18 protein-coding genes are annotated in these 23,781 nt (G+C 48.8%); 12 read left to right on the top strand and 6 right to left on the bottom strand.

From position 1 onward, the window contains the following. Window positions 1-28: 28 nt before the first annotated feature. The 6 genes from WJM45_RS18115 to WJM45_RS18090 form a co-directional block, all read right to left on the bottom strand. Entirely contained in the window at window positions 29-1,045 is a 1,017-nt protein-coding gene (locus WJM45_RS18115) for a vWA domain-containing protein (protein ID WP_341326435.1), read from the bottom strand. Continuing rightward, a complete protein-coding gene (locus WJM45_RS18110) occupies window positions 1,036-2,070 on the bottom strand; it encodes a hypothetical protein (RefSeq protein ID WP_341326434.1) in 1,035 nt (344 codons plus the stop codon). Before WJM45_RS18110 ends, WJM45_RS18115 begins: the two co-directional genes overlap by 10 nt. A gap of 57 nt (window positions 2,071-2,127) precedes the next feature. Continuing rightward, entirely contained in the window at window positions 2,128-2,961 is an 834-nt protein-coding gene (locus WJM45_RS18105) for a hypothetical protein (RefSeq protein ID WP_341326433.1), read from the bottom strand. 117 nt (window positions 2,962-3,078) lie between these two features. Continuing rightward, a complete protein-coding gene (locus WJM45_RS18100) occupies window positions 3,079-4,095 on the bottom strand; it encodes a MoxR family ATPase (protein ID WP_341326432.1) in 1,017 nt (338 codons plus the stop codon). Window positions 4,096-4,321: 226 nt separating this feature from the next. Then, window positions 4,322-5,356: an IS110 family transposase gene (locus WJM45_RS18095; RefSeq protein WP_341326431.1), complete on the bottom strand. Its 1,035-nt coding sequence runs from the start codon at window positions 5,354-5,356 to the stop codon at window positions 4,322-4,324. Between the two features lie 583 nt (window positions 5,357-5,939). Further along, window positions 5,940-6,707 carry a hypothetical protein gene (locus tag WJM45_RS18090; protein WP_341326430.1) on the bottom strand — a complete coding sequence of 256 codons (768 nt, stop codon included), beginning with the start codon at window positions 6,705-6,707 and terminating at the stop codon, window positions 5,940-5,942. A gap of 419 nt (window positions 6,708-7,126) precedes the next feature. On the opposite strand from WJM45_RS18090, the gene rlmH reads away from it, so the two are divergent. The 12 genes from rlmH to WJM45_RS18030 all read left to right on the top strand — a co-directional run bounded on the left by rlmH (window position 7,127) and on the right by WJM45_RS18030 (window position 23,759). Further along, window positions 7,127-7,597, top strand: a complete 471-nt coding sequence (gene rlmH / locus WJM45_RS18085; RefSeq protein WP_341326429.1) for a 23S rRNA (pseudouridine(1915)-N(3))-methyltransferase RlmH — start codon at window positions 7,127-7,129, stop codon at window positions 7,595-7,597. Then, window positions 7,594-8,169, top strand: a complete 576-nt coding sequence (locus WJM45_RS18080) for a Maf family protein (protein WP_341326428.1) — start codon at window positions 7,594-7,596, stop codon at window positions 8,167-8,169. Before rlmH ends, WJM45_RS18080 begins: the two co-directional genes overlap by 4 nt. Continuing rightward, window positions 8,166-9,620, top strand: coding sequence for a ribonuclease G (gene rng, locus WJM45_RS18075; RefSeq protein WP_341326427.1), 1,455 nt, complete (start codon window positions 8,166-8,168; stop codon window positions 9,618-9,620). Before WJM45_RS18080 ends, rng begins: the two co-directional genes overlap by 4 nt. A 253-nt stretch (window positions 9,621-9,873) precedes the next feature. Next, window positions 9,874-13,692: a YhdP family protein gene (locus tag WJM45_RS18070; protein WP_341326426.1), complete on the top strand. Its 3,819-nt coding sequence runs from the start codon at window positions 9,874-9,876 to the stop codon at window positions 13,690-13,692. A 636-nt stretch (window positions 13,693-14,328) separates the two neighbouring features. Continuing rightward, entirely contained in the window at window positions 14,329-15,138 is an 810-nt protein-coding gene (locus WJM45_RS18065) for a carbon-nitrogen hydrolase family protein (RefSeq protein WP_341326425.1), read from the top strand. 489 nt (window positions 15,139-15,627) lie between these two features. After that, complete coding sequence (gene bamC / locus WJM45_RS18060; protein WP_341326424.1) at window positions 15,628-16,224, top strand: outer membrane protein assembly factor BamC; 597 nt, start codon at window positions 15,628-15,630, stop codon at window positions 16,222-16,224. 8 nt (window positions 16,225-16,232) lie between these two features. Continuing rightward, the gene (gene tldD / locus WJM45_RS18055) at window positions 16,233-17,672 is read left to right on the top strand and encodes a metalloprotease TldD (protein WP_341326423.1); all 1,440 of its coding nucleotides are present in this window, start codon (window positions 16,233-16,235) and stop codon (window positions 17,670-17,672) included. A 140-nt stretch (window positions 17,673-17,812) separates the two neighbouring features. After that, entirely contained in the window at window positions 17,813-19,144 is a 1,332-nt protein-coding gene (pmbA, locus tag WJM45_RS18050; RefSeq protein WP_341326422.1) for a metalloprotease PmbA, read from the top strand. 552 nt (window positions 19,145-19,696) lie between these two features. After that, window positions 19,697-20,338, top strand: a complete 642-nt coding sequence (locus WJM45_RS18045) for a uracil-DNA glycosylase (RefSeq protein WP_341326421.1) — start codon at window positions 19,697-19,699, stop codon at window positions 20,336-20,338. Window positions 20,339-20,346: 8 nt separating this feature from the next. Then, window positions 20,347-22,176, top strand: a complete 1,830-nt coding sequence (uvrC, locus tag WJM45_RS18040; protein ID WP_341326420.1) for an excinuclease ABC subunit UvrC — start codon at window positions 20,347-20,349, stop codon at window positions 22,174-22,176. Then, window positions 22,166-22,729 (top strand): CDP-diacylglycerol--glycerol-3-phosphate 3-phosphatidyltransferase, encoded by a 564-nt coding sequence (gene pgsA, locus WJM45_RS18035; RefSeq protein ID WP_341326419.1) that lies wholly within the window; start codon window positions 22,166-22,168, stop codon window positions 22,727-22,729. The genes uvrC and pgsA overlap by 11 nt, the downstream gene beginning before the upstream one ends. 430 nt (window positions 22,730-23,159) lie before the next feature. After that, window positions 23,160-23,759, top strand: a complete 600-nt coding sequence (locus WJM45_RS18030) for a TetR/AcrR family transcriptional regulator (protein ID WP_341326418.1) — start codon at window positions 23,160-23,162, stop codon at window positions 23,757-23,759. Window positions 23,760-23,781 lie beyond the last annotated feature (22 nt).

The raw sequence follows: 23,781 nt of genomic DNA, 5'->3' as shown, positions 1-23,781 counted from the left end.
ACCTGTTGCTTACCATTATTTCTTACCATCATTTTCGACCGAGCCATTCTTTCGATTCCGATAGATGCTGTTCGGATTTCAGCTCGAAATAGCGGGCGATGAGTAACAATAAAATGCCGGTAATCGCGATGAGATAACAATACTCTGCAAGGCTTTGCCGGGCTATCTTTTCGGTGTATTGAATCGGCTTGTTTTCCAGTCGTCCGATTTCGTCGATCACATTCTGAAGCGCTTCCGGGTTTTGGGCTTCGAAAGCTTTATACGGAATGCCGATGCTTTGGAAAAACTGATGCAGAAAATATTCCGGCGAGGTTGTTTCGTTTGCATTAGCCGGCTTGCTATCGAGGGGGAGGCTTCTATCGTCTCGCAGATAGACCCAATACAACATCACTTTGTATTGATGAAACAGTTGAGCGAGCGTGCTTTGTGTTTCGGGATCGATGCGCGCTGCACCGTCGGATACCAGTAAAATGACGCGCGATCCGGTCAATGGACGTTCCTGAAAATAATCCAGTGCCATCGCGAGGCCCGGCGCGATATTGGTGACGCCCCGTCCGCGCGATCGGGTCGCGTCGATCGCGGCTAGAATCGCGGTTTTGTTTTGGGTCAACGGCATGACATGAATCGGTGCGGTACTGAACGAAATCATGCCGAAAAAATCGTCTTTTCTGCGTGTAATGAAATCTCTGAGTAAGTCTCGGGCAATCGCGATCTTGCTTTCTTTTGCCGCGCCGCCGAAATAACGGCCGGCGAAATTTTCGTTCATGCTTGCGCTTCGGTCGAGCAGGATGACGATTTCGGCGCCCTGGCCGAGTCGTTGTACGGTTTGCTCCTTGAGATAGGGGCCTGCCAGCGCGATCAGCAACAACAGAATGACGCCGGCGCCGATCAACTTCAATAGCGTAAACAACAAAAATGACAAAGGGTCGAACGGCAATACCGACAGGCTTGAGTAACGCAGCGCGGTTAGATGCTTGCCGAAAAACGGCAGTAAGGCCAGTGGTGAAAACAGCAGTACCCAGGGATGACTTAGCGCTAAATCCATCGACCGCTCCTTTCGAGCTTCCGGTATAGCAAGCACAGTTTCTCGATTTGAGCCGGACTTATTGCCGGTAATTCGCTAGCGGCTTCGGCAAAGAAGAGTTGCTGCGAAATGGCGAATAAAGCTTCGGTCTTTTCTCGAAGCGTTAAAAACTTCGGATGACTTTGAAAAAAGTCCGGCAATTGTCCGGCAAAGAGTGTTTCGCCTGCCAGTTCGTTCAAGGCATGATGAAAGCATTGCAGGGCCTGTAAGGTCACGGCCTTCGATTGCGGCAACTTTTTGAGTTTTTTGAGTTCCCGGCAGGCTTTGCCGAATGAGCCGCTGTAACGTTCGAGAAACGGGATTTTGCCGTAAAACCACACGATATAGAGCAATATAATCGAAGATACCCCGAGCAAATAAGTCAAGGCGCGGTGGTGCGAAGTCGCATCGATCAGGCGCGGCGGCACTTCCGGTTTAGGCTCGATGTCGCGGTCCGCTTTGTTTATTGGAATCAGCGGATGATAACTGAAAGTCCAAGGCGGAAGCGTTTCAATTTCAGGATTGCCTCGGTGCATGAAGCGAATCGGCAATGGCGGGATCGTCAGTTCCTCGGTGGCGCGTACGCTCTTGAAAACCTGATAGGTGATCGCAAGCGAGTAGTCTTTTCCTGATTTGTTTGGTATTGATTCGATACTATCAAGCCTAAGCCATTCGTTGACCGGGCCAGGGGCCGGCAGAAAGCCAGATTCCAGTGTATAGAATAACGGTACCCCGATATGGGCCGTCAGGGTGATTTTGTCGCCAAGGCTGTAGCCGTAATTGCGCGGCGAATCGAGTTCGATTTCAATGTTGGCCGCGTTTGCGGTCATGGCGCCCGATAAATACAGCAATAGCCATAAGTAAAAATGAGCTAAGGAACGAGCATGAAACAATTTAGACAACTGTTGGAAGGGGGTTCGGTGGCTCGATTGGCAGGTGTCGGCGGCAGGGATAGCCGCCGTCAAGCCTACACGGACGTATTCACTGCGTCCTGTCAAGCGAGTCACCGAACCTCCGCAAAGCCTGCTAATTGTAGAAGTTATTTTGTGCATATTCCTAAGTGTTTATTGTTCATAGAAATAATGGGTGAGCTGATCGGCCTGAAAGGTGTCGTCGAGAAAAAACGCTTGGCGGCCGTAGCGCGTAAACAAATGCTTGAGCTGTTCTTGCCGGGTCTCGAATGCCGCGATGATTTTGCGTTTCAGGGCCGGACGCATCAGTAATTGTCGGCCTTTACCGGTTTCCGGATCTTCCAGGCGCACCAGGCCCCATTCCGGCAGATTGCGATACTCTTGGGGATGCCATAATACGACCGGGATCACGTCGTGTTTCAACAGCGAATCGAAAATTTCGGCGGTTTCATGAAACGGAAAATGAAAGTCGGAGACTAGAAAAATCAACGAGCGGTGCCGGGGGCAATGCTCGGCGATCGAGAGCAGGCTTCGGCAATGGCTGTCGCCGGGGGCGAATTGCCCGAGCCGGTCTACGAGTTCGGCGGCACCGCCTTTGTACCAGCGCGGCGGTAGATGAAAGTCCGGCAATAAATCCAGTCCGCAGCCGAAAAAGCCAAAATGATCGCCGCTACGATAGGCCGAATAAGCCGTCAATTCGGTAAACCGTGCCAGGGTTTTCATTTTTCCGTGAAAGCCCATCGAGGCCGATAAGTCCGCAATGATGTTGACCGAAATCAAGCCGCGTTGGCGAAAAGTCCTGACCATGAATTGGCCGAACGGGTCGAGCAGGCTGGCGTGAATATCGATATTGTGCGCTTCGGGACGGGCAATCAAGGGCGCATGCCCGTGGAACTCGTGTTCGCCGCCGCTGTGTTTGCCGGCATGTCGACCAGGGTGCGCGCTCGCGGTGCGCCAAGGCAGTTGATAATGAAATTCTTCGAGCATCGTTGGCTTGTGGTAGTAAGCGGTTAGTAGTGAGCAGTGAGCGGAAAGATAAATAATAAAATTCTTAGAGCATCATCCGATTAAGTTTCACGTACAAATGGACTGGAGCAAATTTTCTTAGGGCGCCGCTACCTGCTGCAGTATTTTTTGGCTGAGCTGTTCGGCGAGCAGTGTACGTCTCAATTCGTAAGTCGGGTTGAAAAACACACGGTGCGCGATCGTTTCATGGAAAATTTCGCGGATATCTTCCGGCAAGACGTGCGTACGACCGTTTAGCCATGCCGTCACTCGCGCCGCGCGCATCAGCATTCCGGCACCGCGGGCGCTGGCCCCCGCCAGGATTAGCCGGTCCATGTCGACATTGTCCAATGCAATCGAAAAGTTTTTCGGGAAACGGGTCGCCTGCCAAAGTTGTAAGGCATAATTTTGCAACGTTTCGCTGGCTTGAATGTGATGCTGAATCTGCCGGCTGATTTCGTTCAATTCTCGGTAGGGTAGGATGCCCGGCTGAATCGTCTCGATCAATGCGTCGACATCGTAAAATCTCGGATTGAACATCAATTCGCGCTGCAGGGCCGGTTCTTCGGGCGTTTCGATTTTTAGCTCCATCATGAAACGGTCGCGGGCCGCGGAGGGTATTTCGAAGGTTTCGTCCTTTTCGACTCTGTTGCGGTCGGCGAAGACTTGCAAATGCGGGAAATAATGCTCGCGGTTGAAAGCCGTGACCGATTTTTCGGCCATCACGCGCAACAGTAATGAATGGACCTGGGGTCTGGCGCGGTTGACTTCGTTGAAGAAGAAGGTCGACAGCTCCTCGCCATGTTTCAATATCGGGCCGGGGTCGACCTGCGGTTTGCCGGCTTCGTTGATGTAGGTGTGGTAGACCAGGTCGTTCGGCATCAGATCGATGGTGCCTTCGATGCGCTCATAAGCGCCGCCGATGCCGCGTGCAACGGCTCTCAACAAGGTGGTTTTACCAACCCCGACATCGCCTTCGAGCATCGCATGGCCGCGCGCGAATATCGCGGTCGTGACGAGTCGTACCGGACGTTCGAGTCCGATCACGGCTTTGTTGATTTCCTGTTCGAACAGTGCGGCGCGGTTATGCCAATCGGCTAGGTTTCGGTCGGTCATTATGGTGTTTAGTTTAAGTGTTATCGGTAGCATTAATTCGGCAAAGGGTTGCCGGTTGGGGTTATTTGGGTAGATCTTTAACCTCTCGTTCATGAAAGCCCGGCCATCGCCCCGGAAAAATAGTTCTTGGGTGGCGGAGGGCGCGGTCACTCGCCCGACAGGACGCCGTGAATATATCCATGTAGATACTCTGTTTAAAATCAAGTTAAAAATAGGCATTTTTCTGCTATTCAGCGATTGACGGAATTGCATAAAAACGCGTGTTATCGAATGGTTTATCATGCTTGAGCATGCCGTGAATCGCATGTAACAATTTACGCATGACCGCACAACAGGCTTGCAACGGTAATTTACCCATCTCAAGGAGATGTTGGTAATACGCCTTAATATGGCGATCATGCTGCACAGCGCTCCAGACAGGCATATACAGGGCGGCGCGAATCTGGCTGTTACCGGCCTTGGATATACGCGTTTTTTTGTGGACACTCGTGCCGGAATCAAAAGCTCTTGGATCGAGCCCCGCAAACTTGACCCACTCACGGTGCGACATATCCGCAGGCAAAATCAGTAGTTCTCCCATGAGAGCAATCGCACTGGTATTGGCAATACCCTTAATGCTCGTGAACAAAACTAATGCTCGACTGAGTTCCGGATGTTTTTCGATCAATGCCAAGGCGCCAGCCGTTAACTGATCGATACGCTTATCTAATTGATCGATGGCTGCTTGTGCATCTTTTAGCACGGCTTTGGGTGTTTCAACTGTTGCGCTTAAGGCATGCAACTGATTCTTTGCTGCTGTTTTTTGATCGGTTAGCGCATTAATACGGCGTGAGAAACAACGTAAAGCGATCTTTTCATTCGAAGGACGGGACCAAGGCACAAAATCCATCCGTTCGGCATACACCGCCAGAGTATTCGCGTCCACATCGTCTGTTTTACTATTGTTCATCAATACTTTAGCAAAGTTATGAGAGACCTTGGGATTGATGACCATTACCTTGACCCCGGCATCATGGAGCGCAACGGCTAAATCGAAATGATAACTGCCGGTGGCTTCCATACACACGATAATGCCGGACAATTTGTTCAATTTCTTGGCCATCCGGGCATGATCAGCTGGGGTATTGGAGAACTTCTGCGGATTGAAAGGTTTGCCATTTTTGCGCACCACCAAAACCAGTTCTTTAGATCCTACATCGACGCCAGCGAAGATACGGGTTTGTGTGTCAAGTGAAGCGCTGTTAATTTGTTGATCTGCCATGTTTAATTGTTATTCTGTGATAAGGAAAGTAAACTAGTCATTGGTTCCCGACCCTGCGTATGCACCTACCATCCTTGTGAATGCAGGCTCTAAGCCTCAGATACTCCGCGGTATAGGTGAATAGGGCGGGGGCCAATCTACATGACAGGCTCTGGTTTAATCCAGTCCTCAGGCTCAAGCGGCCTCCCAATGAACTCGGTACAGCTTAAAGTATTTCCTGGCTAAAATTCATTTAAATTAATCATACAAGGCTCGACGGCGGCTGTCCTTGCCGCCGACGCCTGTCGGTCGAGCAACCGCTCCCTCTCCGGAGCCTACATTTTCTCTGTCGAGCTTCTTAATATCGAAAAACTAGATTAAGATTTCAAATCCACGAACTTTCACAGTAACGTTCATGAAGGTCTAGCCATCGCCCCGGCAAATGACCATCCTTGGGTGGCGGAGGGCGCGGTCACTCGCCCGGCAAGACGCCGTGAATATACCCATTGGAGATCAAAATTCGGCGGCTCTTCGAGCATTGCCAAAATGTGAAGTGCGAAAGATATAAAGCCATCAAAGCCTGTTTGTCAATGAATTGCTCCTGTCAATGCCGAATTCTAACCGGTGCAATCGCAAAGAAGATAAGAAAACCGAAAAAAGAAACGATGGCCAGCCATTTGGTGATGCCGTAAAGTTTGCGAATGCCCCGATTGGCTTTTTTGACGATTTCGAATTCCTCCAAGTAAACCGTTTCGCAGGCGCCGTTGCCGTTGTCGTCTCGGGTAATGCTGGTGCCGCGAAAGAAATTATTGCTTTTGTTGGCATATTCGGCCAATACGCCCTTGAAACGGATATGATCGCCCGGTTCTGCGGACATCAGCGCTTTTTTGATGCGGTCGTCGTCGGTCAGTAAATGATTGTTCGACAGTGCGTTCATCTTGAATAAAGCCCCTGTCTCGTAGTCTTGCCAGGAAGCCCAGCATGTCCAGCTATCGTTATGAAACTTCATTTGCCGGTAAACGCCGGAACCGACATTTTTACCCCAGATCACGCATAAGTCGCGAAGATTTATAAAATCATGCCAGCGTTTGTGGTGCCAGATGTTGGTGAAGGCATCGGCGTCACTGTAACTGACGACGACGCCGTGTAACTCATAGTCATACAGAGGCGTAATCGTATATTCTTGATCGTTGACTTGGGTCTTGAACGGCTCGGCCTTTAACTTGGCTTGAACCGGTTCGTCGAGATAACCGAGATTGTAAAAATTCGGCTCCGGTAAATGGTCTTTTTTGAAATAAAGCAGGACTGTCAGTAATGCGCTGACAATGAAAACCCATTTGAATAGCTGCTCGAAAAAGGAACTGGTAGCCATGGTACAGATCAGTCGTAAAAATTGAAATTATAGTTCAACCGTTAAAATGTCTGATATCTAGAAGGGCTATTATTTACTGCAACGGTTCCTATTGTAAAAGTCTATGTTCGCGTTAATCGTTGAAATTGATACTATGCAAATGCCGAAAAGACAGTAGGGTACGCTGTGCGTACCGGTGGAGAGTCACCCATAGCTTAATGTGCTTTCGGTAGCGGGGGCAACTATTACCGCATACATTGCCTTGTATATCTATCGCACATCAAATTTCGGCGCTTCAATACCTTCTCCCTCCGGGAGAAGGCTAGGATGAGGGGATAAAAAAACCGAAATTTGATGTGCGAACACTAGAAAGGCTTTCTTCGATTAAACGATGGCGTTTGTTTATTGCGCGGGACAGGGCTTCTGTGTATGCTCCGCGCATGCAAATACAACTGATTACTATAGGCAATAAAATGCCGGCTTGGGTGCAAGCGGGTTATGATGAATACGCTAAGCGACTGCCAAGAGAGTGCGAATTGATACTCAAGGAGATTCCGCCGGGCAAGCGGGGTAAAAATAGCGATTCGGCCCGTATCGTCAAGGACGAAGGCGATAAAATGGTCGCGGCAATCGCTAAAGACGCGCATGTCGTTACCTTGGACGTCCCCGGGAAGCCTTGGTCGACGCCGGAATTGTCGGTTGCCTTGAAAAGATGGCTCGAAAGCGGGCGGAATGTCGCCTTATTGGTCGGCGGACCTGAAGGATTGTCCTATGATGCGAAACAATTGGCGCGCGAATCCTGGAGTTTGTCCAAGCTGACTTTTCCTCATCCATTGGTGCGTGTGATTGTTGCCGAACAGATTTATCGCGCCTGGAGTATTTTAAATAACCATCCCTATCATCGCGAATGAGTGTGCAAATCCTATTGGCTTCGGCGTCTCCTCGCCGTCAGGAACTGTTAACGCAAATCGGAGTCAGTTTTAAGGTGTTTCCGGTCGAAATCGACGAGGCGCCTTATTCAGGTGAGGCGCCATTGTCTTATGTTCGACGTATTGCCGCCGAAAAATCGGCCGTAGCGCTGGAAAGAGCCGACGCGAAGCTGCCAATTCTGGCCGCTGATACGGCGGTGATCTTGGATGGACGGATCATGGGTAAGCCGAAGGATAAGGCCGATTGCCTGGCAATGCTCAGCTTTTTGTCGGGACGAACGCATCAGGTCTTTAGCTCCGTATCGCTTAGAGGTTTCGAGCACTGGCAAGCCGTCAATGTTACCGAGGTCAATTTTCGTGATATCAGAGAAGATGAAATCATCCGCTATTGGGATAGCGGCGAGCCGGCCGACAAGGCAGGCGCTTATGCGATTCAGGGGTTGGGCGGCGTGTTCGTCAAATCGATTACCGGCAGTTTTAGCGGCGTGGTTGGCTTGCCGCTGTTCGAGACGGCTGAACTTTTAGCGAAACAAGGGATAACGATTTTCAAATGAGTGAAGAAATTTTAATTAATGTCACGCCGCCGGAAACACGCGTTGCCGTCATCGAAAACGGAGTCTTGCAGGAACTGATCATCGAGCGTAGCCGACAGCGAGGTTTGGTCGGTAATATCTATAAGGGTGAAGTATGCCGAGTATTGCCCGGCATGCAAGCGGCCTTCGTCGATATCGGCTTGTCCAGGGCTGCCTTTTTGCACCTATCCGATTTATGCAGCAAGGACTTGGAAAAAAAAGGTTCGGCGAATATCGAAAGCTATCTGCACGAGGGGCAACATATCGTCGTGCAAGTGACCAAGGACCCAATCGGAACTAAAGGCGCGCGATTAACCACCGAAATCTCGATTCCGTCGCGTTTTCAGGTTTATATGCCCTATGCCAATAATTGCGGTGTGTCACAACGGATCGAATGCGATGCCGAACGTGCTAGGCTCCGTGCTTGTCTAGAATCGTTTCGCGAAAAAAACCAATGTGGCGGATTTATTGCCCGTACGGCAGCCGAATGCGTCGAGGAAGCGGTTTTGTATTCCGATATGACTTTCCTGCTCAAGCTTTGGACGACAATTTCGGAAAGCATTAATAGCGCCCAGCCCAAACAGTTCATTCATAAGGACTTGCCGCTGAGTGTCAGAACGTTGAGGGATCTATACAAAGAAGGTATCGAGCGGGTGCGCGTCGATTCTAAGGAAACTTATTTCAAGCTGGTCGAATTCGCGAAAATATTCGTGCCCGATATCGTCCATGTAATCGAACATTACACCGGCGAGTGCCCGGTCTTCGATATTTATAGCGTCGAAGAGGAAATTCAGCGTGCGTTGGATCGTAAAGTCATGCTGAAATCTGGGGGGCATTTGGTGTTCGATCAAACCGAGGCTATGACGACGGTCGACGTCAATACCGGCAGTTATGTCGGAGGGCGTAATCTTGAGGAGACGATTTTTAAGACTAATTTGGAGGCTGCTCAGACGATATCTCGCCAACTACGATTGCGAAACTTAGGCGGCATCATCATTATCGACTTCATCGATATGCAGAGCCATGAGCATCGCAAACAAGTCTTGCAAGCCTTGGAGCGGCATTTGGAAAAGGATAATGCGAAGACCAAGATTACCGAGGTTTCCACGCTGGGCTTGGTCGAAATGACCCGTAAAAGGACACGGGAAAGTCTTGAGCATATTTTGTGCGAACCCTGTTCGGCTTGCGGCGGGCGTGGTGTGTTGAAAACCGCGGAAACGGTATGTCTGGAAATTTTCCGCGAGATCATTCGCGAGGTCAGGCAATACAAAGTTCGGAAACTGATGGTATTGGCATCGAATGAAGTTGTCGAAATGTTGCTCGATGAGGAAGCCGATATGCTTGCGGAACTCGAGGCGTTTTTGAATATTCAGATTAAGTTTAGGGCCGAGGGCGAATATAATCAGGAGCAGTATGATGTGGTGTTGTTATGATAGGCTGGAGCAGTTAGCAGTGAATAGGGAATAGGGAATAGGAGGATTGTCCTGATGAATCGAATCATCGATCTTTTTAAATTGAGCCGTTTTTATACCTATCGTAGATCAAAATTCGGCACCGGGGTGCCCGTCAAAAGCCCAGCCCCTCACCTAGCGTTAGGTGAGGGCCGATCACCCTGGCGTCTTCTAAGGCGTTGCCGAAATTTGAAGTGCGAATGATATAAAATCGCATTAACGAGTTTTTAGCTAAGTGATTCATCACATTACGCGGGCCACGCGAATCCTGCTTTTTTGGTCTCTGATTGCTACGGCATTAGGCTTGACGGCACTTCGTTTATTACTGAGCGGGTTGGAAAGTTATAAGGTCGAATTAGAGCGAGAAATTGGGGTGCTGATCGATACCCCGGTTCAAATCGGTCGAATAAAGACCGGTATGAGAGGCATCACGCCGACGTTAATGCTAAAAGATATTAAAGTGTTGACTGAGGATGTCCCGCACTCTTCGTCCCCGGTTAATTTTGAAGAGATTCGCTTAAATATCAGTATATGGCGTGTTCTTTGGACGCGAGAACTTTGGCGGGCATCATGGATATCGATTATCGGTGCCGATGTGTCGATACAGCGAAAACCGGATGGTAGTTTTACACTGGGCGGTTTGCAAGCCGGTGGAGAGACCGATTATCCTTTGTGGTTGCTGCAAGGAGGGAAGTTTGAGCTGTTGCATAGCCGCATCGCTTGGCAAGATGAAATGCGTGGCGGCAAACCGATTCAATTTGAACGAGTCGATTTGGTGATCAAAAACGATGGTGACCGACATCAAATTCATCTGCTAACGGGCTTACCCGAAAACTTAGGTCATGCATTGCGCGTGTCGATGGAATTGAATGGCAATTTTTTCGAACCCGGTAATATCGACGGCAAATTGTATTTTGAAGGAACCGGGGTTGACTTGGCCGAGATTATGGCGGGCGAATCATTATCGGATATTAGTATTGAATCCGGTATTGGCGATCTGAAGCTTTGGACGCATTGGCAAAAAAGCCAACTATCCGAAGCGATCGCCGAGATCAATCTGTCGCGTGTGGCATTGCAGTTCAAGGCAAGGAGTGCTTTAACGCTGGACAGACTCGAAACGCTCTTTAGGTGGCGCGATGAGGGCCGACGTTTGGCTCTGGATGTTGCACGATTAGTTGTAGAAGATAATCGCCGGCCTTGGACAGACACGCAGTTCAGTTTGGCTGTTGAGCGAAATGCAGAGAATGCATTCAAGAATTTGGCGTTGTCGGCGCATCGTCTGGATATGACGAATATTTCCGAGCTGGCGGCCTGGCCCGGTCTATTGCCGAATGAGCACGCGGAACGCTTGACGGCGCTCAAGTTGGTCGGAAATGTGGAAGATTTTACGCTTTTTGTCGATTTTGACAGTCAACGCTTTGCCGCCGATGGCCTATTTACCGGTTTAGGATTTTCCGGTTTCGATTCCTTGCCGGGATTTTTCGGTTTAACCGGACGCATCCGCGGCAATGACGAGCGAGGCATGGTGCAATTGACGACCGGCCAATCGCAAGTAACGCTGGATGGGGTGTTTCGTCAAGCGCTATCGATCGCGCGTCTGCAAGGGCGAATCGACTGGCGGCAAACGCCCGAAATGTGGGTCGTTTCCAGTAAACAAATACGGCTGGATGTGCCGGTCGCGTCAACGATTAGCCGCTTGTTTTTAACACTGCCCAAAAGCGAAGCCTCGCCCGTACTGGATTTACAAAGTACTTTTTCGGTTGCCGATCTCGGGCAAGTTAAAAATTACCTTCCGGTGGGGAATATCGATCCCGATACGTTCTTTTGGTTGGATCGCGCTTTTATATCGGGCAGCATTCCGCGCGGTGGATTGTTGTTTTCCGGCGAGTTAGAGAGTTACCCCTTTGCCGAAAGTCAAGGTGTTTTCGAAGTCTTGTTCGATGTTTCCGATATGACGTTGAGTTATGATCCGGAATGGCCGAATTTAACCAAAGTCGATGCGCGGGCGCTGTTTTACGGGTCATCGCTCAAGGTCGACATCCAAAAAGCCGAAACGGCAGGTTGCTCGATTAGGCAAACCGAGTTAAGCATTCCTATGCTGAATGATGAGCCTAATCTTCTGGTTCGAGGCATGGCCGAGGGCAGCATTATCGGCGCGTTGGATTTTCTGCAGCGAACTCCGATCGGTTCGCCGGTCGGGGCGTTGCGAACCGCAATAACGCCTTCCGGGAATACGTCGGTTAAACTCGATCTCGATATCCCATTAGTGGGATCGAAACCGGTTCAGGTCGATGGCGAAGCTACGTTCGATGACGCCTCGCTCGTTGTCCACTCATTCGATTTGCCGGTCGGCAACATCAAAGGGGTTTTAAGATTTAATGAACAGGGTTTTTTCGCCGACAATATACAAGCAGAAGCGTTGGGAAGTCCTATTCGAGTGGATATCGAAAGCGAACCGAAACAAACCACGATTAAAGTCGCAGGAGAAAGCGCCGTTGAGGATCTGCAAAATCAATTTAAGTTGCCATGGTGGAGGCTTGTTGAAGGCAGTACCGATTACCGACTAGAGTTGGCATTACCGGTCGATGACAATCGCACAACTCAAATGACGATCAATTCGGGTTTGAGAGGCTTGTCGCTAATTTTACCCGACGGACTTGGAAAAGATAAAGACGAGTCGCGACCCTTATCGCTGGTTTTTGACTTGAGCGACGAGCGTTTGTTGCCGGTTAGATTAAATTACGATAATCAGCTGAATGCCGCATTTAAGATTGAGATAGCTGGGCAGGCATTGCATTCGGGACATTTTCTGTTCGGGGTCGGTGTAGCGGATTATCCCGATGCTCCGGTTATTAAGCTCGAAGCGAATCGCGATAAAATGAATCTCGAAGAATGGCTAAGTTTTATCGATAGGGACGGTGTTGCAAAAGACGAGTCGATGCCTTTATACGAAATCAAAATAAAAACCAGTCAGCTAATTAATCAATTTATGGATTTGGGTAGGCTGGATTTAATGTTAGCGCGCCGCGGCAATTTCTGGGTGGGTAAAATCGATAGTTCGGCGGCCAAGGGGAATGTGCGTATACCGGTTGATCGATCGGGCGAGGATAGCATACGGATGACCATGGAGTTTATCGATTTAACAGCGATGAGCCGCATTAAATTGGAAGGTGGTACTGATAATATCATGGAAAAAGTACCGTTATTCGATATAGACAGCGAAAAAGTGATTTGGCGCTCAAGCGATATGGGGCGATTGGTGTTGCGAACCGTACGCATACCTCAAGGCTTACATTTTCAGCGACTTACCATTTCCGATAGAAATGAAACAATGAATCTGACCGGGCGTTGGATCAATCAAGGATTTGGCTCCACAACCAAGTTGGAAGGTACTTTCGACGGTCGGCAGTTCGGTCGGTTGCTTAATGAGTTAGGGCTTTATGAAAGTATGAAAGAAACCCGTATTGCCGCAAAACTCGATCTAAATTGGAACGCGGCTCCTTATCAATTTTCATTGGAGCGCTTACGAGGTATAGTGGATATCGAGTTAAACGACGGGAGATTGCTCAGCATAGAACCCGGATTGGGGCGAGTATTGGGTATCATAGCGTTTTCTCAGTGGGTTAAGCGATTGCAATTGGATTTTCGCGATATTTACGAGGAAGGGTTAACCTTCAATAGTATCAAAGGGCGTATTCATTTGGCCGATGGCATTGCCAGCACTACAAACTTAGAAGTCGACGCCGTGCCGGCAAAAATAACGCTTTCCGGGAACGCCAATTTGAAGGATAAAACGCTGGATCAACAAGTTCGAGTCGTGCCTAAAAGTTCCGATGCGGTTCCCATTGCTGGTACAATTGTCGGCCGTATAGCAGGCTTGATTGCCAAGGCGGTGACGAAAGATTACCAGGAAGGCTTTTTTTTCGGGTCTCAATATCGAATCATAGGTTCTTGGGAAGAGCCGCAGGTGATTCCTTTGCATGAAGGTGACGGTTTGTTTAACAAAACCTGGCAAGGACTTACCGATTTTCCTTGGACGGAAACTAACGATTAAGGATTTCGCGATATACGAGGAGTATAAAAACAGGGTAGTTATACCCATCGTAGATCAAAATTCGGCACCGGGTTGTTCGTCAAAGGACGTCGTGAATCCACTACCTTTTTAAGCGTCACCCAGGCTTTAAGTGCAAAAGGTATGTTTATGACCAAATCCTTTAAATTTCCGAATTTACTGAGAAAGTTCGTAGATTTGCATTCCTTATCTAATTTTTCGATATGCAAAACGCTGCTGTAAAAATGCTGGTGCCGAAGAGGGTGCGGTTGCTCGATCGACTGGCCTTCATGACCGTTAGGTTAATGTTCATAAGGTTCAGTAGTGACGAAAACATCAAGGCATTGCCAGCATCTCAATTTGAGGATAAAGAAAGGGTGCGGGGAGTGCTAGGCGGGGATATCGGCGGCAGGGAGCCGCCGTCAAGCCACCATGAATGGGTTTACCCAGCACCTAAATTTTATAGTTCATTGGCTATGTCTAACTACCTAGGATAATTTAGGTGCTGGGTTTACGGCGTTCCTCGACAGGCACCCGCACCCTAAACATGGCGAGATTTCTTAAACTGGGTATTGCTGTTATGCATGAGCGATTCTAATTAAACTTAAACTGAATAAAAATTAAAACAAGAGTCTGTAAATGAGTAAATGTGCCGCCATACAAATGGCATCGAGTCCCAATGTGGGGGCGAATCTTTTAGAAGCCGAAAAATTGATAGGTGAAGCGGTAAATGCCGGAGCGGAATTGGTTGTATTGCCGGAAAACTTTGCCTTGATGGGGGAAAGCGAGACCGATAAGTTAACGATCAAGGAAGTCGACGGGAATGGTCCGATACAAGACTTTTTAACGTCGACCGCACTCAAATACAAAGTTTGGGTTGTCGGTGGAACGATCCCCTTGGCCGGCGATAACGATAACAAAGTTAGAGCTGCTTGTTTGGTTTATAACGACCGTGGCGAGCGCATTGCGCGTTACGACAAAATGCATCTATTTGATGTCAGCGTACCCGATACCGAGGAAGAATATCGCGAATCGAATTCGATTGAACCCGGACATGATCCCGTTGTTGTCGATACACCTTTCGGAAAATTGGGGCTGTCGGTTTGCTATGATCTGCGTTTTCCCGAACTTTACCGTAATTTGGTGGCGAAAGGCGCCGAAATTTTATTGGTGCCTTCGGCATTTACCGCGCAAACCGGTGCCGCGCATTGGGAAGTCTTATTGAGAGCTCGAGCAATCGAAAACTTATGTTATGTCATTGCGCCGAATCAGGGCGGCTTTCATATTAACGGTCGTAAAACCTTCGGGCATTCGATGATAGTCGATCCGTGGGGAGCGGTTTTAGGGTGTCATAAGAATGGCGGTGGCTTCGTTTGCGCCGATATCGAACACGAACGCTTGGAAAAAGTTCGAGTGTCTTTCCCCGCTTTACAGCATCGAAAAATTTAAATTTAGGTTCAAGGTTCAAGCCATAGGGTGCGCATCGCGCACCTTTCCACGGACCGCGAATCATTAGTACCGGTCCAATAGTGTGCGATGCGCACCCTCTGTCGAAGTTCAAAAGATATATACCCATCGCACATGAAATTGCGGCATTATACTTCCTCGTCCACATTGGGAGCGGGCGGGGTGAGGGGTTTAAAAACCGAAATTTGAAGTGCGAAAGGTATATGTACGGCTAAATCCTTTGCGAGAATATTCTTGAAAAATCAAATTTTAAGGTTACATTGCTTAAAAAGTCATGAAACTATCGAATATACCCGTCGTAGATCAAAATTCGGCGCCTGGGTGTCCGCTAAAGGACGCCGTGAATACGTCCATGTAGGCTCTATGCCAGCTCCATGCTGGCAAAGCCTTTATCGGACACTCAGGCGCCTCCTCTGGCGCTGCCGAAATTTGAAGTGCGAAAGGTATAGAACCATCCTTAAATTTTGCGGCGTGTTGTTGTGGCCGGCGGTTCTGGCGAACTGTTCCGAAACTGAAGTCCGTTATCGGGATACCGGTCATTTGGAGCGGCCGCCGGAATTCGAGGGCGCATCGGGTGAGCAGAGTTTACAAATATCGGTCGATCCTGTGTTGACAACGTTATCGATTCAACAAGGCTTAGGCGATAAAGTTGAACTTGAACAATCGGCGCTACGAAAAAAGCTGATCATCAAAAAACCTTTTGAAAAAGCTTGGTTCATAATGGAGTTAGTCCTAAATCAGCAACGCATCGAAATTACCGATAGGGATCGGGATGCGGGTTATTACTATGTCCGCTTCGATCCCGACGACAACGAGGCGAAAGACTTTTTGGGGTGGTTATTTAGAGACGACGATTATATCGAGCGAATTTATTCGTTGCAGTTATCCGAAGGACAGTCCACGACGGAAATTACTGCGGATATTGTGACTGAACAAGATGAAAAAAATCCGTCCATACCAGGTGCGCCAGAACCGCTCGAGGACATTAAAAAAGACGGGCCAGACCGGTTGCTGCAGATGCTCCATGAGAAATTGCGAGACGGCATACCGAAACATCAACGGCAATAATAGACAGTATGGAAATTTTAAATATAGCGAAACAAACGATTCTTGCGCCGGCAGGTTTGCAGGAACAGGATATCGAGCGAGTCATGAGCAGTTTGCTCAGTGTTCCGGTCGACGCCGCCGATATCTATTTTCAATCCAGTCATTACGAATCCTGGGTTATGGAAAGCGGCATCATCAAAGAAGGCAGTCATAATATCGAACAAGGCGCCGGCGTGCGTGCCGTCGTCGGCGAGAAAACCGGATTCGCCTATAGCGATAAAATTGAATTGCCGGTCTTGCTCGAAGCGGCCGGTAATGTCAAAGCCATTGTCCGACAAGGACAAAATGCGCGTACAGCCATTTCCAAGCAAGCCGCGTGGCCTCGATATTACCATTCTGTCAACCCGCTCAAATCTCTAGCGGATCAGCAAAAAGTCGAACTGTTGCATAAAGTCGACCGAGAGACGCGCAAGCTCGATAGCCGTATTGAAGAAGTGGTTATCAGCTTGGTCGGTCTTCATGAAAATGTTTTAGTCGCTAATCAAGACGGTACATTGGCTGCCGACATCCGTCCGTTGGTCCGTATGAACGTGAGTGTCATCGTCGAGGAGAACGGACGCCGCGAACAGGGCAGCATGGGCGGCGGCGGGCGTTGCGATTACGGCATGTTCGTTGACCAAGATAAAGCATTGGAATATGGTCGAGAAGCGGTTCGACAGGCGCTGGTTAATCTGGATGCCGTCGATGCGCCGGCAGGCAGCATGACTGTAGTCTTGGGGGCGGGTTGGCCCGGAATCCTATTGCATGAAGCGATTGGGCATGGCCTGGAAGGGGATTTTAACCGTAAAGGCACATCGGCCTTTAGCGGGCGGGTCGGAGAAAGGGTTGCATCTGATTTGTGTACCGTGGTCGATGACGGTACGCTCGAGGGACGTCGCGGCTCATTGAGTATCGACGATGAAGGCACGCCTACCGAAAAAACCGTTTTGATTGAAAACGGCATATTGAAAGGCTACATGCAGGATAAGTTAAATGCCCGGCTGATGGGCGTATCCCCGACCGGTAACGGTCGACGCGAATCTTACGCGCATTTGCCGATGCCTCGCATGACCAATACCTATATGTTGCCGGGGCCGCACGACCCTGAAGAAATTATCCGCTCGGTCAAAAAAGGTTTGTATGCGAAAAATTTCGGCGGCGGACAGGTCGATATTACTTCGGGAAAATTCGTGTTTTCAGCCAGCGAGGCTTATCTTATCGAGGACGGCCAGTTGACGCGACCTGTAAAAGGCGCCACGTTAATCGGCAACGGGCCGGATGTTCTGACTCGAGTGTCGATGGTCGGCACCGATTTGGAACTCGACAGCGGCGTCGGAACCTGCGGCAAGGACGGGCAAAGCGTGCCGGTCGGCGTCGGCCAACCGACCTTGAAAGTCGACGCGTTGACGGTCGGCGGTACGAGTATCTGATGGTTAGTGATTGGTGAACAGTGAGCGGTAAGCAGTGAACGGTAAACAGTAAACAATGAGCTGTGAGCAGATAGTAGGTCGTTGTTCGGTTCCCCGCTTACCGTTGACTATATCGATTTAATTTTAAGTAGAGAATTATTTTGCAAAACCGGGAAGAAATCAGTCGATTGGAAAATTTGGTCCAAAGCATTTTAGATGAAGCGAAGCTGCAGGGCGCAACCGCCGCGGAAGCGGGTTTGAGTGTCGATAGCGGCTTGTCGGTGACGGCGCGTTTGGGTGATGTCGAGACAATTGAGCATCATCGCGATCAAGGTTTGGGCGTGACCGTTTATTTCGGGCAGCGCAAAGGTTCGGCTAGCACTACCGATTTATCCGATGCTTCGATCAAGGAAACGGTTGCCGCCGCATGTAGTTTTGCGCGCTATGGCAGCGAAGATCCTTATGCAGGATTGCCCGAACAAGAGTGGCTTGCAACCGAATTTCCCGATTTGGATCTATTTCATCCTTGGGCTCTCGCTGCCGATCGAGCGATCGAGTTGGCGATAGCCTGCGAAGATGCAGCGCGTTCTTATTCAACCGAAATTACGAATTCGGAAGGCGCAACGGTCACTAGTCATCAAGGCATTCGGGTGCTGGGCAATAGTTTAGGTTTCTTGAAGGGGGCCGAATCGAGCCGTCACTCGATTAGTTGCGCAGTGTTAGGACAGCGAGGCAACAGTATGCAGCGCGATTATTGGTATAGCGTTGCCAGGAACCCTGATTTGCTCGAGGCGGTCGACTCCATCGGCAGAAAAGCAGCCGAAAGAACGGTTAGACGTTTGCAAGGGCGTAGTTTGAGCACGCGGCAATGTCCGGTTTTGTATTCGGCTGAAGTGGCTTCCAGTTTGTTCGGATCGCTAATCGGCGCAATTAGCGGCGGTAACTTATACCGTAAATCGTCGTTTTTACTCAATGCATTGGATACACGGATATTTCCGGAATTCGTGCATATTCACGAGCAACCTTATATGGTTGGCGCTCTCGGCAGCACTGCTTTCGATGCCGAAGGCGTCAAAACTAGGGCTCGGGACGTCGTTGCGGAAGGAATTTTAAAGGACTATGTGTTGAGTACTTATTCGGCGAAGAAACTCGGTCTTGCAAGTACGGGAAATGCAGGGGGCGTTCATAATCTGATCGTCGATAGCGGAAACGATGATTTTGCCGGCATGCTGAAAAAACTCGGGACCGGATTGCTTGTAACCGAGTTGATGGGGCAGGGCGTTAAAATGGTGACTGGCGATTATTCACGCGGCGCGGCCGGATTCTGGGTAGAGAACGGCGAAATTCAATACCCGGTCGAGGAAATTACGATTGCCGGAAATTTGAAAGATATGTTTAAAAATCTCGTCGCGGTCGGTAATGATGTCGATTATCGAGGCAACGTCCGCACCGGTTCGGTCTTGATCGAGCGCATGTCGGTTGCCGGGGAATAAGACAATCGGCGATGTTTAAAATAGTGCGTCGCTCTGTAGTACCATGAATTTTTCAATCGAAAAATAGAATGTCTGGGTTCCGGCTCGACCTATCGCCGGGTAATTTTCACACCCCCCTATCATTCCCACGCAGAGAGCTCGCCGTTATACACAAGTATCGGTAAACTTGCTAAACAGAGTTCGTCGTATACCTGGAAACGGTGCTGTTTGATAAATCTGCGGATATTGAACATCAGTGGCTTCGAAATCGCGGCGAAGGCGTCGCTCCCACAAGGGGGCGGATGCTCTGTGGGAGCGATCCCCAGATCGCGATTTCGAAGTCGGGAACGTTGGGCGACAAAAAATGGTATCGAAGCCTCATTAGCTAAGATTACAAAACAGTAATTTTTGACTTATGTATAACGATGAGCGCAGAGCGTGGGAACGCTAATTTCCGGGGGACTGAATAGTTACATCGCGCCCTCCGCCACCAGAGAACTTTCATTTGCCGAGGCGATTGTCAAACCCTCATGAGCGTTCGGTGAAATGCCCGCTTTTTATTAAATCAAACCGATGTCTGCTAACGAAATTTTTAATCAAGAGTGCAGGGACTGCGGACGCTTGGACGATTTTTTGTGCGAGGTGAAACGCAAGTATCCCGATTATCATGCCCGACCGGTCGCCCCTTTCGGCGACGAACAACCGAAATTGTTGGTGGTCGGGTTGGCGCCGGGCATGCATGGCGCGAATGCTACGGGGCGCCCGTTTACCGGCGATTATGCCGGAATCTTGTTGTACCAAGCGTTATATCAATTCGGTTACAGTAATCGTCCCATTTCTGAAGGCCAAAAGGATGGCTTGGTTTTAACCGCTTGCCGCATCACCAATGCCGTTAAATGCCTGCCGCCGCAAAATAAACCGACCGGTTTGGAAATCAATACCTGCAATCGATATTTAAACGCCGAAATAGCGCAAATGCCTGAAGGAACGGTCATTCTGGCGCTGGGCAGTATCGCGCATCAGGCCGTCTTGAAAGCCTGTGGTTTAAAATTAAAAGATGCACCGTTCGGCCATAATCGCTTGCATCGTTTGCCTAATTCGCGATATCTGGTTGATTCTTATCATTCCAGCCGTTATAACGTGCAAACCAAGCGTTTGACCGAGGAAATGTTTCACGATGTTTTTCGCCGAATTGCCGGGCTGTTCGATCATTGAGTGTTGTTGTGCCTGTTGCCGAATTTGATGTAGCCGCCTTTTTGAAAACCCTGACCGGTCGGCCGGGGATTTATAAAATGCTGAATGAAAAAGGCGAAATCATTTATATCGGAAAGGCTAAAAACCTCAAGAACCGCGTATCGAGTTACTTTCGGACGCAAACCGCATCGCCGAAACAGCAGGCGATGATCGCGCAGTTGGCGTCGATCGAAGTGATGGTGACGAATTCCGAAGGCGAAGCCTTGTTGCTCGAAAGCCAACTGGTCAAGCGTTTCATGCCCCGCTACAACATTTGTTTGCGGGACGATAAATCCTATCCTTATATCTTTATTTCCACCGAGCAGGATTTTCCGCGTATTACTTTTCATCGAGGCGCGAAAAAGAAGAAGGGGCAATATTTCGGTCCTTATCCGAGCGCAGGCGCGGTCAAGGAAACACTGAAATTATTGCAAAAAATATTTCCGGTTCGGCAATGCGAAGATTCTTATTATCGCAATCGAACGCGCCCCTGTTTACAGCATCAAATCAAACGCTGCACCGCGCCGTGTGTCGATTTGATCGATACAAGCAATTATGCGGTCGATGTCGAAAATAGTATTTTGTTTTTGGAAGGCAACGGCGATTTATTGATTGGTCGTTTGATCGAAAAAATGGAAAATGCTTCGGCGGCCTTGGATTTCGAAAAAGCGGCGGGTTTTCGGGATCAAATTGCGCGTTTGCGATTGATTCTGGAAAAACATTTTGTGCATGGCGAGCGGGGCGATGTCGATATCGTTGCCTGTGCTACGCGAGCCGGTGTCGCATGCGTTCAGGTGTTTTTTATTCGCAAGGGGCAGAATCTCGGCAATAAATTGTTTTTTCCGAAATTGTCCGATCAAGATGAGCCCGGCAAAATTTTGCAGGCGTTTATCGCACAATATTATCTCGACAAGACGGTGCCCTATGAATTGATCGTCAGTCACGAGCCGGAAGAAGTCGGCTTGCTGGCTGAAGTTTTGGCAGCTTATGCCAAACATGCCGTTACAATTACGTCCAAGGTACGCGGTGAACGCCAAAAGTGGCTGCAAATGACATTGGCCAATGCCGAGCATTCGCTGCAAAGTAAATTGGCCGACCGGCAAGGTATTTATGCGCGTTTTTTGAGTCTTCAGGAAGAGTTGGGTTGCCGGGAATTGCCGAAGCGTCTCGAATGCTTCGATATTAGTCATACCCAAGGCGATCAAACTGTAGCCTCATGTGTTGTGTTCGACAGGGAAGGGCCGGTAAAATCGGCTTATCGGCGTTTCAACATCGAGGGTGTGACGCCCGGTGACGATTATGCGGCAATTCATCAGGCGGTTAGCCGGCGTTATAAACGGCTCAAGCAAGGCGAACACGAGGCTCCCGATATTTTGTTTATCGATGGTGGAAAAGGGCAAGTTGCCGAAGCGAAAAAGGCATTGGCGGATTTAGAGATAAACAATGTTATGATAGTCGGCGTTTCCAAAGGTCCGGATAGGAAAGCCGGTATGGAAAAACTACTGTTGACCGATCAGTCACAGCCTTTGGATGTCACTCCCGGTGCTTCGGGGTTGTTGTTGATTCAACATATTCGCGACGAAGCACACCGATTTGCGATTACCGGGCACCGGCAGCGGCGAGGTAAGACCAAAAAACAATCCGTTTTGGAGGATATTCCAGGGTTGGGGCCGAAACGCCGACAATTATTATTAAAACAATTCGGCGGTTTGCAAGGCGTTGCCGGTGCTAGCGCGGATGCTTTGGCGAGTGTGGCAGGCATTAGTAAGGACTTGGCGCAACGAATTTACGAACAATTTCATAACCCAAATGGCCATTAAATTTAATCTTCCGACCTATCTGACTTTGCTGAGAATTTTTTTAATTCCGTTGCTTGCAGTGGTGTTTTATCTGCCTTGGGAATATGCAAACTTAGCTTCGACAATCATTTTTATTTTGGCCGGTATCACTGATTGGTTGGATGGTTATTTGGCTCGTAAGATGAGCTTGGAAACTCCGTTCGGTGCTTTTTTGGATCCGGTTGCGGATAAATTGATGGTGGCGATCGTACTGGTTTTGATTGTGCAACAAGACGGTTCGCCTTATTTAGCCTTGCCCGCGGCGATTATTATCGGACGCGAAATTACTATTGCATCGTTACGCGAATGGATGGCGGAATTGGGGCAGCGCGCTAAAGTCAAAGTTTCGCAATTGGGGAAATGGAAAACCACCGCGCAAATGACCGCGATCGGGTTTTTATTGTACGGCCAGGATGTCATCGGTATACCCGTTAAGACATCCGGATATGTGTTGCTGTATCTGGCGGCGATATTGACGTTATGGTCGATGATTAATTATTTGAAAGCCGCATGGAGTGTGTTTGGAGAAGGTTAAAAAATCTGTTAGCTATTAATGTAGCGGATCGAAACTAGAATGTTGTAATAAACAATTGTTTGATGTTTAATTCAAAACCTTATCTTCGTATGGGATATGATAATTCGAACAGCCGTCTTCGAAGTTTTTTGGCGTATTTTGATTTGCGATGGGTATATAAACTTAACGACTGCTTTTTCGTCTGCTCTCGAGTGACGGTTTCCGATGCAGTTTATCGATGATTTTTCTTTAAGCGTCGATGAAGTACATAGTCATAATAATCGCAAACAGGGTCGTTTGAAGTGCTCAGAATTTTATGTAACTTTTCGGTAAGTAATATCGGGATTAATCAGCCTTGCCATGCCCCGCAGGTTCTCGAACGAATTGCCGAAACGATACGAATCATTAACTTTATAAAGGCAGCATAATGATATTGCTGTAAAAAGTGAAAATGGAAAAGGAAATAGAAAATAACAAAAATAAATTGGACACTCAGGATGAAATTCTCTTGGCGGCATTAAAGCTTTTCGCCGAGAAGGGGTATTTCAATACGTCTCTCGGAGATATTGCCGAAGCGGCCGGCATCAAGACCACCAGTGGTCTGTATCAATGTTTCAAAAACAAGCAAGCGGTAGCCGAAGCCTTATATGCGAATATCATCGATAGCTTGAGTATCTCGATCGATGACATTCGACGCCGAAATGCCAAGCCTTCCGAGCAATTGCGCGAAGTTGTCGGTCTTTTGTTTAGGTTAACTCAGGAAGCGCCTGATGTGATGCAGTTCCTGTTAGTCATTAAAGTTCGCGAATTCTTGCCCGAGCAAAAGCCCTTCATGGAAACGCCGCCCTTCATCAAGATCATAAAAATCCTTCAGGCCGGTATTAAGGCTGAGGAAATCAAAAATATCGAGCCGATTTTGGCGTATACCTATTTTTTCGGCATTATCAACCAAACACTTCGTATGGCGCTGAGCGGATCCCTTCCGAAAGATGTCGATGCTTATCAGTCGCAAGTTTGGCTGGCTGCTTGGAGTGTTATTTGTAAGAAATAGCATCCAAACATTCGGCATGGTA

It is taken from the genome of Methylotuvimicrobium sp. KM2 (assembly GCF_038051925.1).
In the GTDB taxonomy this organism is placed as follows: domain Bacteria; phylum Pseudomonadota; class Gammaproteobacteria; order Methylococcales; family Methylomonadaceae; genus Methylotuvimicrobium.
The sequence above is the reverse complement of the archived record's forward strand: the minus strand, read 5'-3'. Positions and strand labels throughout refer to the sequence as shown.

Excerpts from the sequence above, each read along its gene's own strand:
- tldD (WP_341326423.1), top strand. The coding sequence starts at position 16,233 with ATGGAAATTTTAAATATAGCGAAACAAACGATTCTTGCGCCGGCAGGT.
- rng (WP_341326427.1), top strand. The coding sequence starts at position 8,166 with ATGAGTGAAGAAATTTTAATTAATGTCACGCCGCCGGAAACACGCGTT.
- WJM45_RS18030 (WP_341326418.1), top strand. The coding sequence starts at position 23,160 with ATGGAAAAGGAAATAGAAAATAACAAAAATAAATTGGACACTCAGGAT.
- WJM45_RS18090 (WP_341326430.1), bottom strand. The coding sequence starts at position 6,707 with ATGGCTACCAGTTCCTTTTTCGAGCAGCTATTCAAATGGGTTTTCATT.
- WJM45_RS18095 (WP_341326431.1), bottom strand. The coding sequence starts at position 5,356 with ATGGCAGATCAACAAATTAACAGCGCTTCACTTGACACACAAACCCGT.
- WJM45_RS18045 (WP_341326421.1), top strand. The coding sequence starts at position 19,697 with ATGTCTGCTAACGAAATTTTTAATCAAGAGTGCAGGGACTGCGGACGC.
- pgsA (WP_341326419.1), top strand. The coding sequence starts at position 22,166 with ATGGCCATTAAATTTAATCTTCCGACCTATCTGACTTTGCTGAGAATT.
- WJM45_RS18105 (WP_341326433.1), bottom strand. The coding sequence starts at position 2,961 with ATGCTCGAAGAATTTCATTATCAACTGCCTTGGCGCACCGCGAGCGCG.
- WJM45_RS18100 (WP_341326432.1), bottom strand. The coding sequence starts at position 4,095 with ATGACCGACCGAAACCTAGCCGATTGGCATAACCGCGCCGCACTGTTC.
- WJM45_RS18115 (WP_341326435.1), bottom strand. The coding sequence starts at position 1,045 with ATGGATTTAGCGCTAAGTCATCCCTGGGTACTGCTGTTTTCACCACTG.
- WJM45_RS18080 (WP_341326428.1), top strand. The coding sequence starts at position 7,594 with ATGAGTGTGCAAATCCTATTGGCTTCGGCGTCTCCTCGCCGTCAGGAA.
- WJM45_RS18065 (WP_341326425.1), top strand. The coding sequence starts at position 14,329 with ATGAGTAAATGTGCCGCCATACAAATGGCATCGAGTCCCAATGTGGGG.
- rlmH (WP_341326429.1), top strand. The coding sequence starts at position 7,127 with ATGCAAATACAACTGATTACTATAGGCAATAAAATGCCGGCTTGGGTG.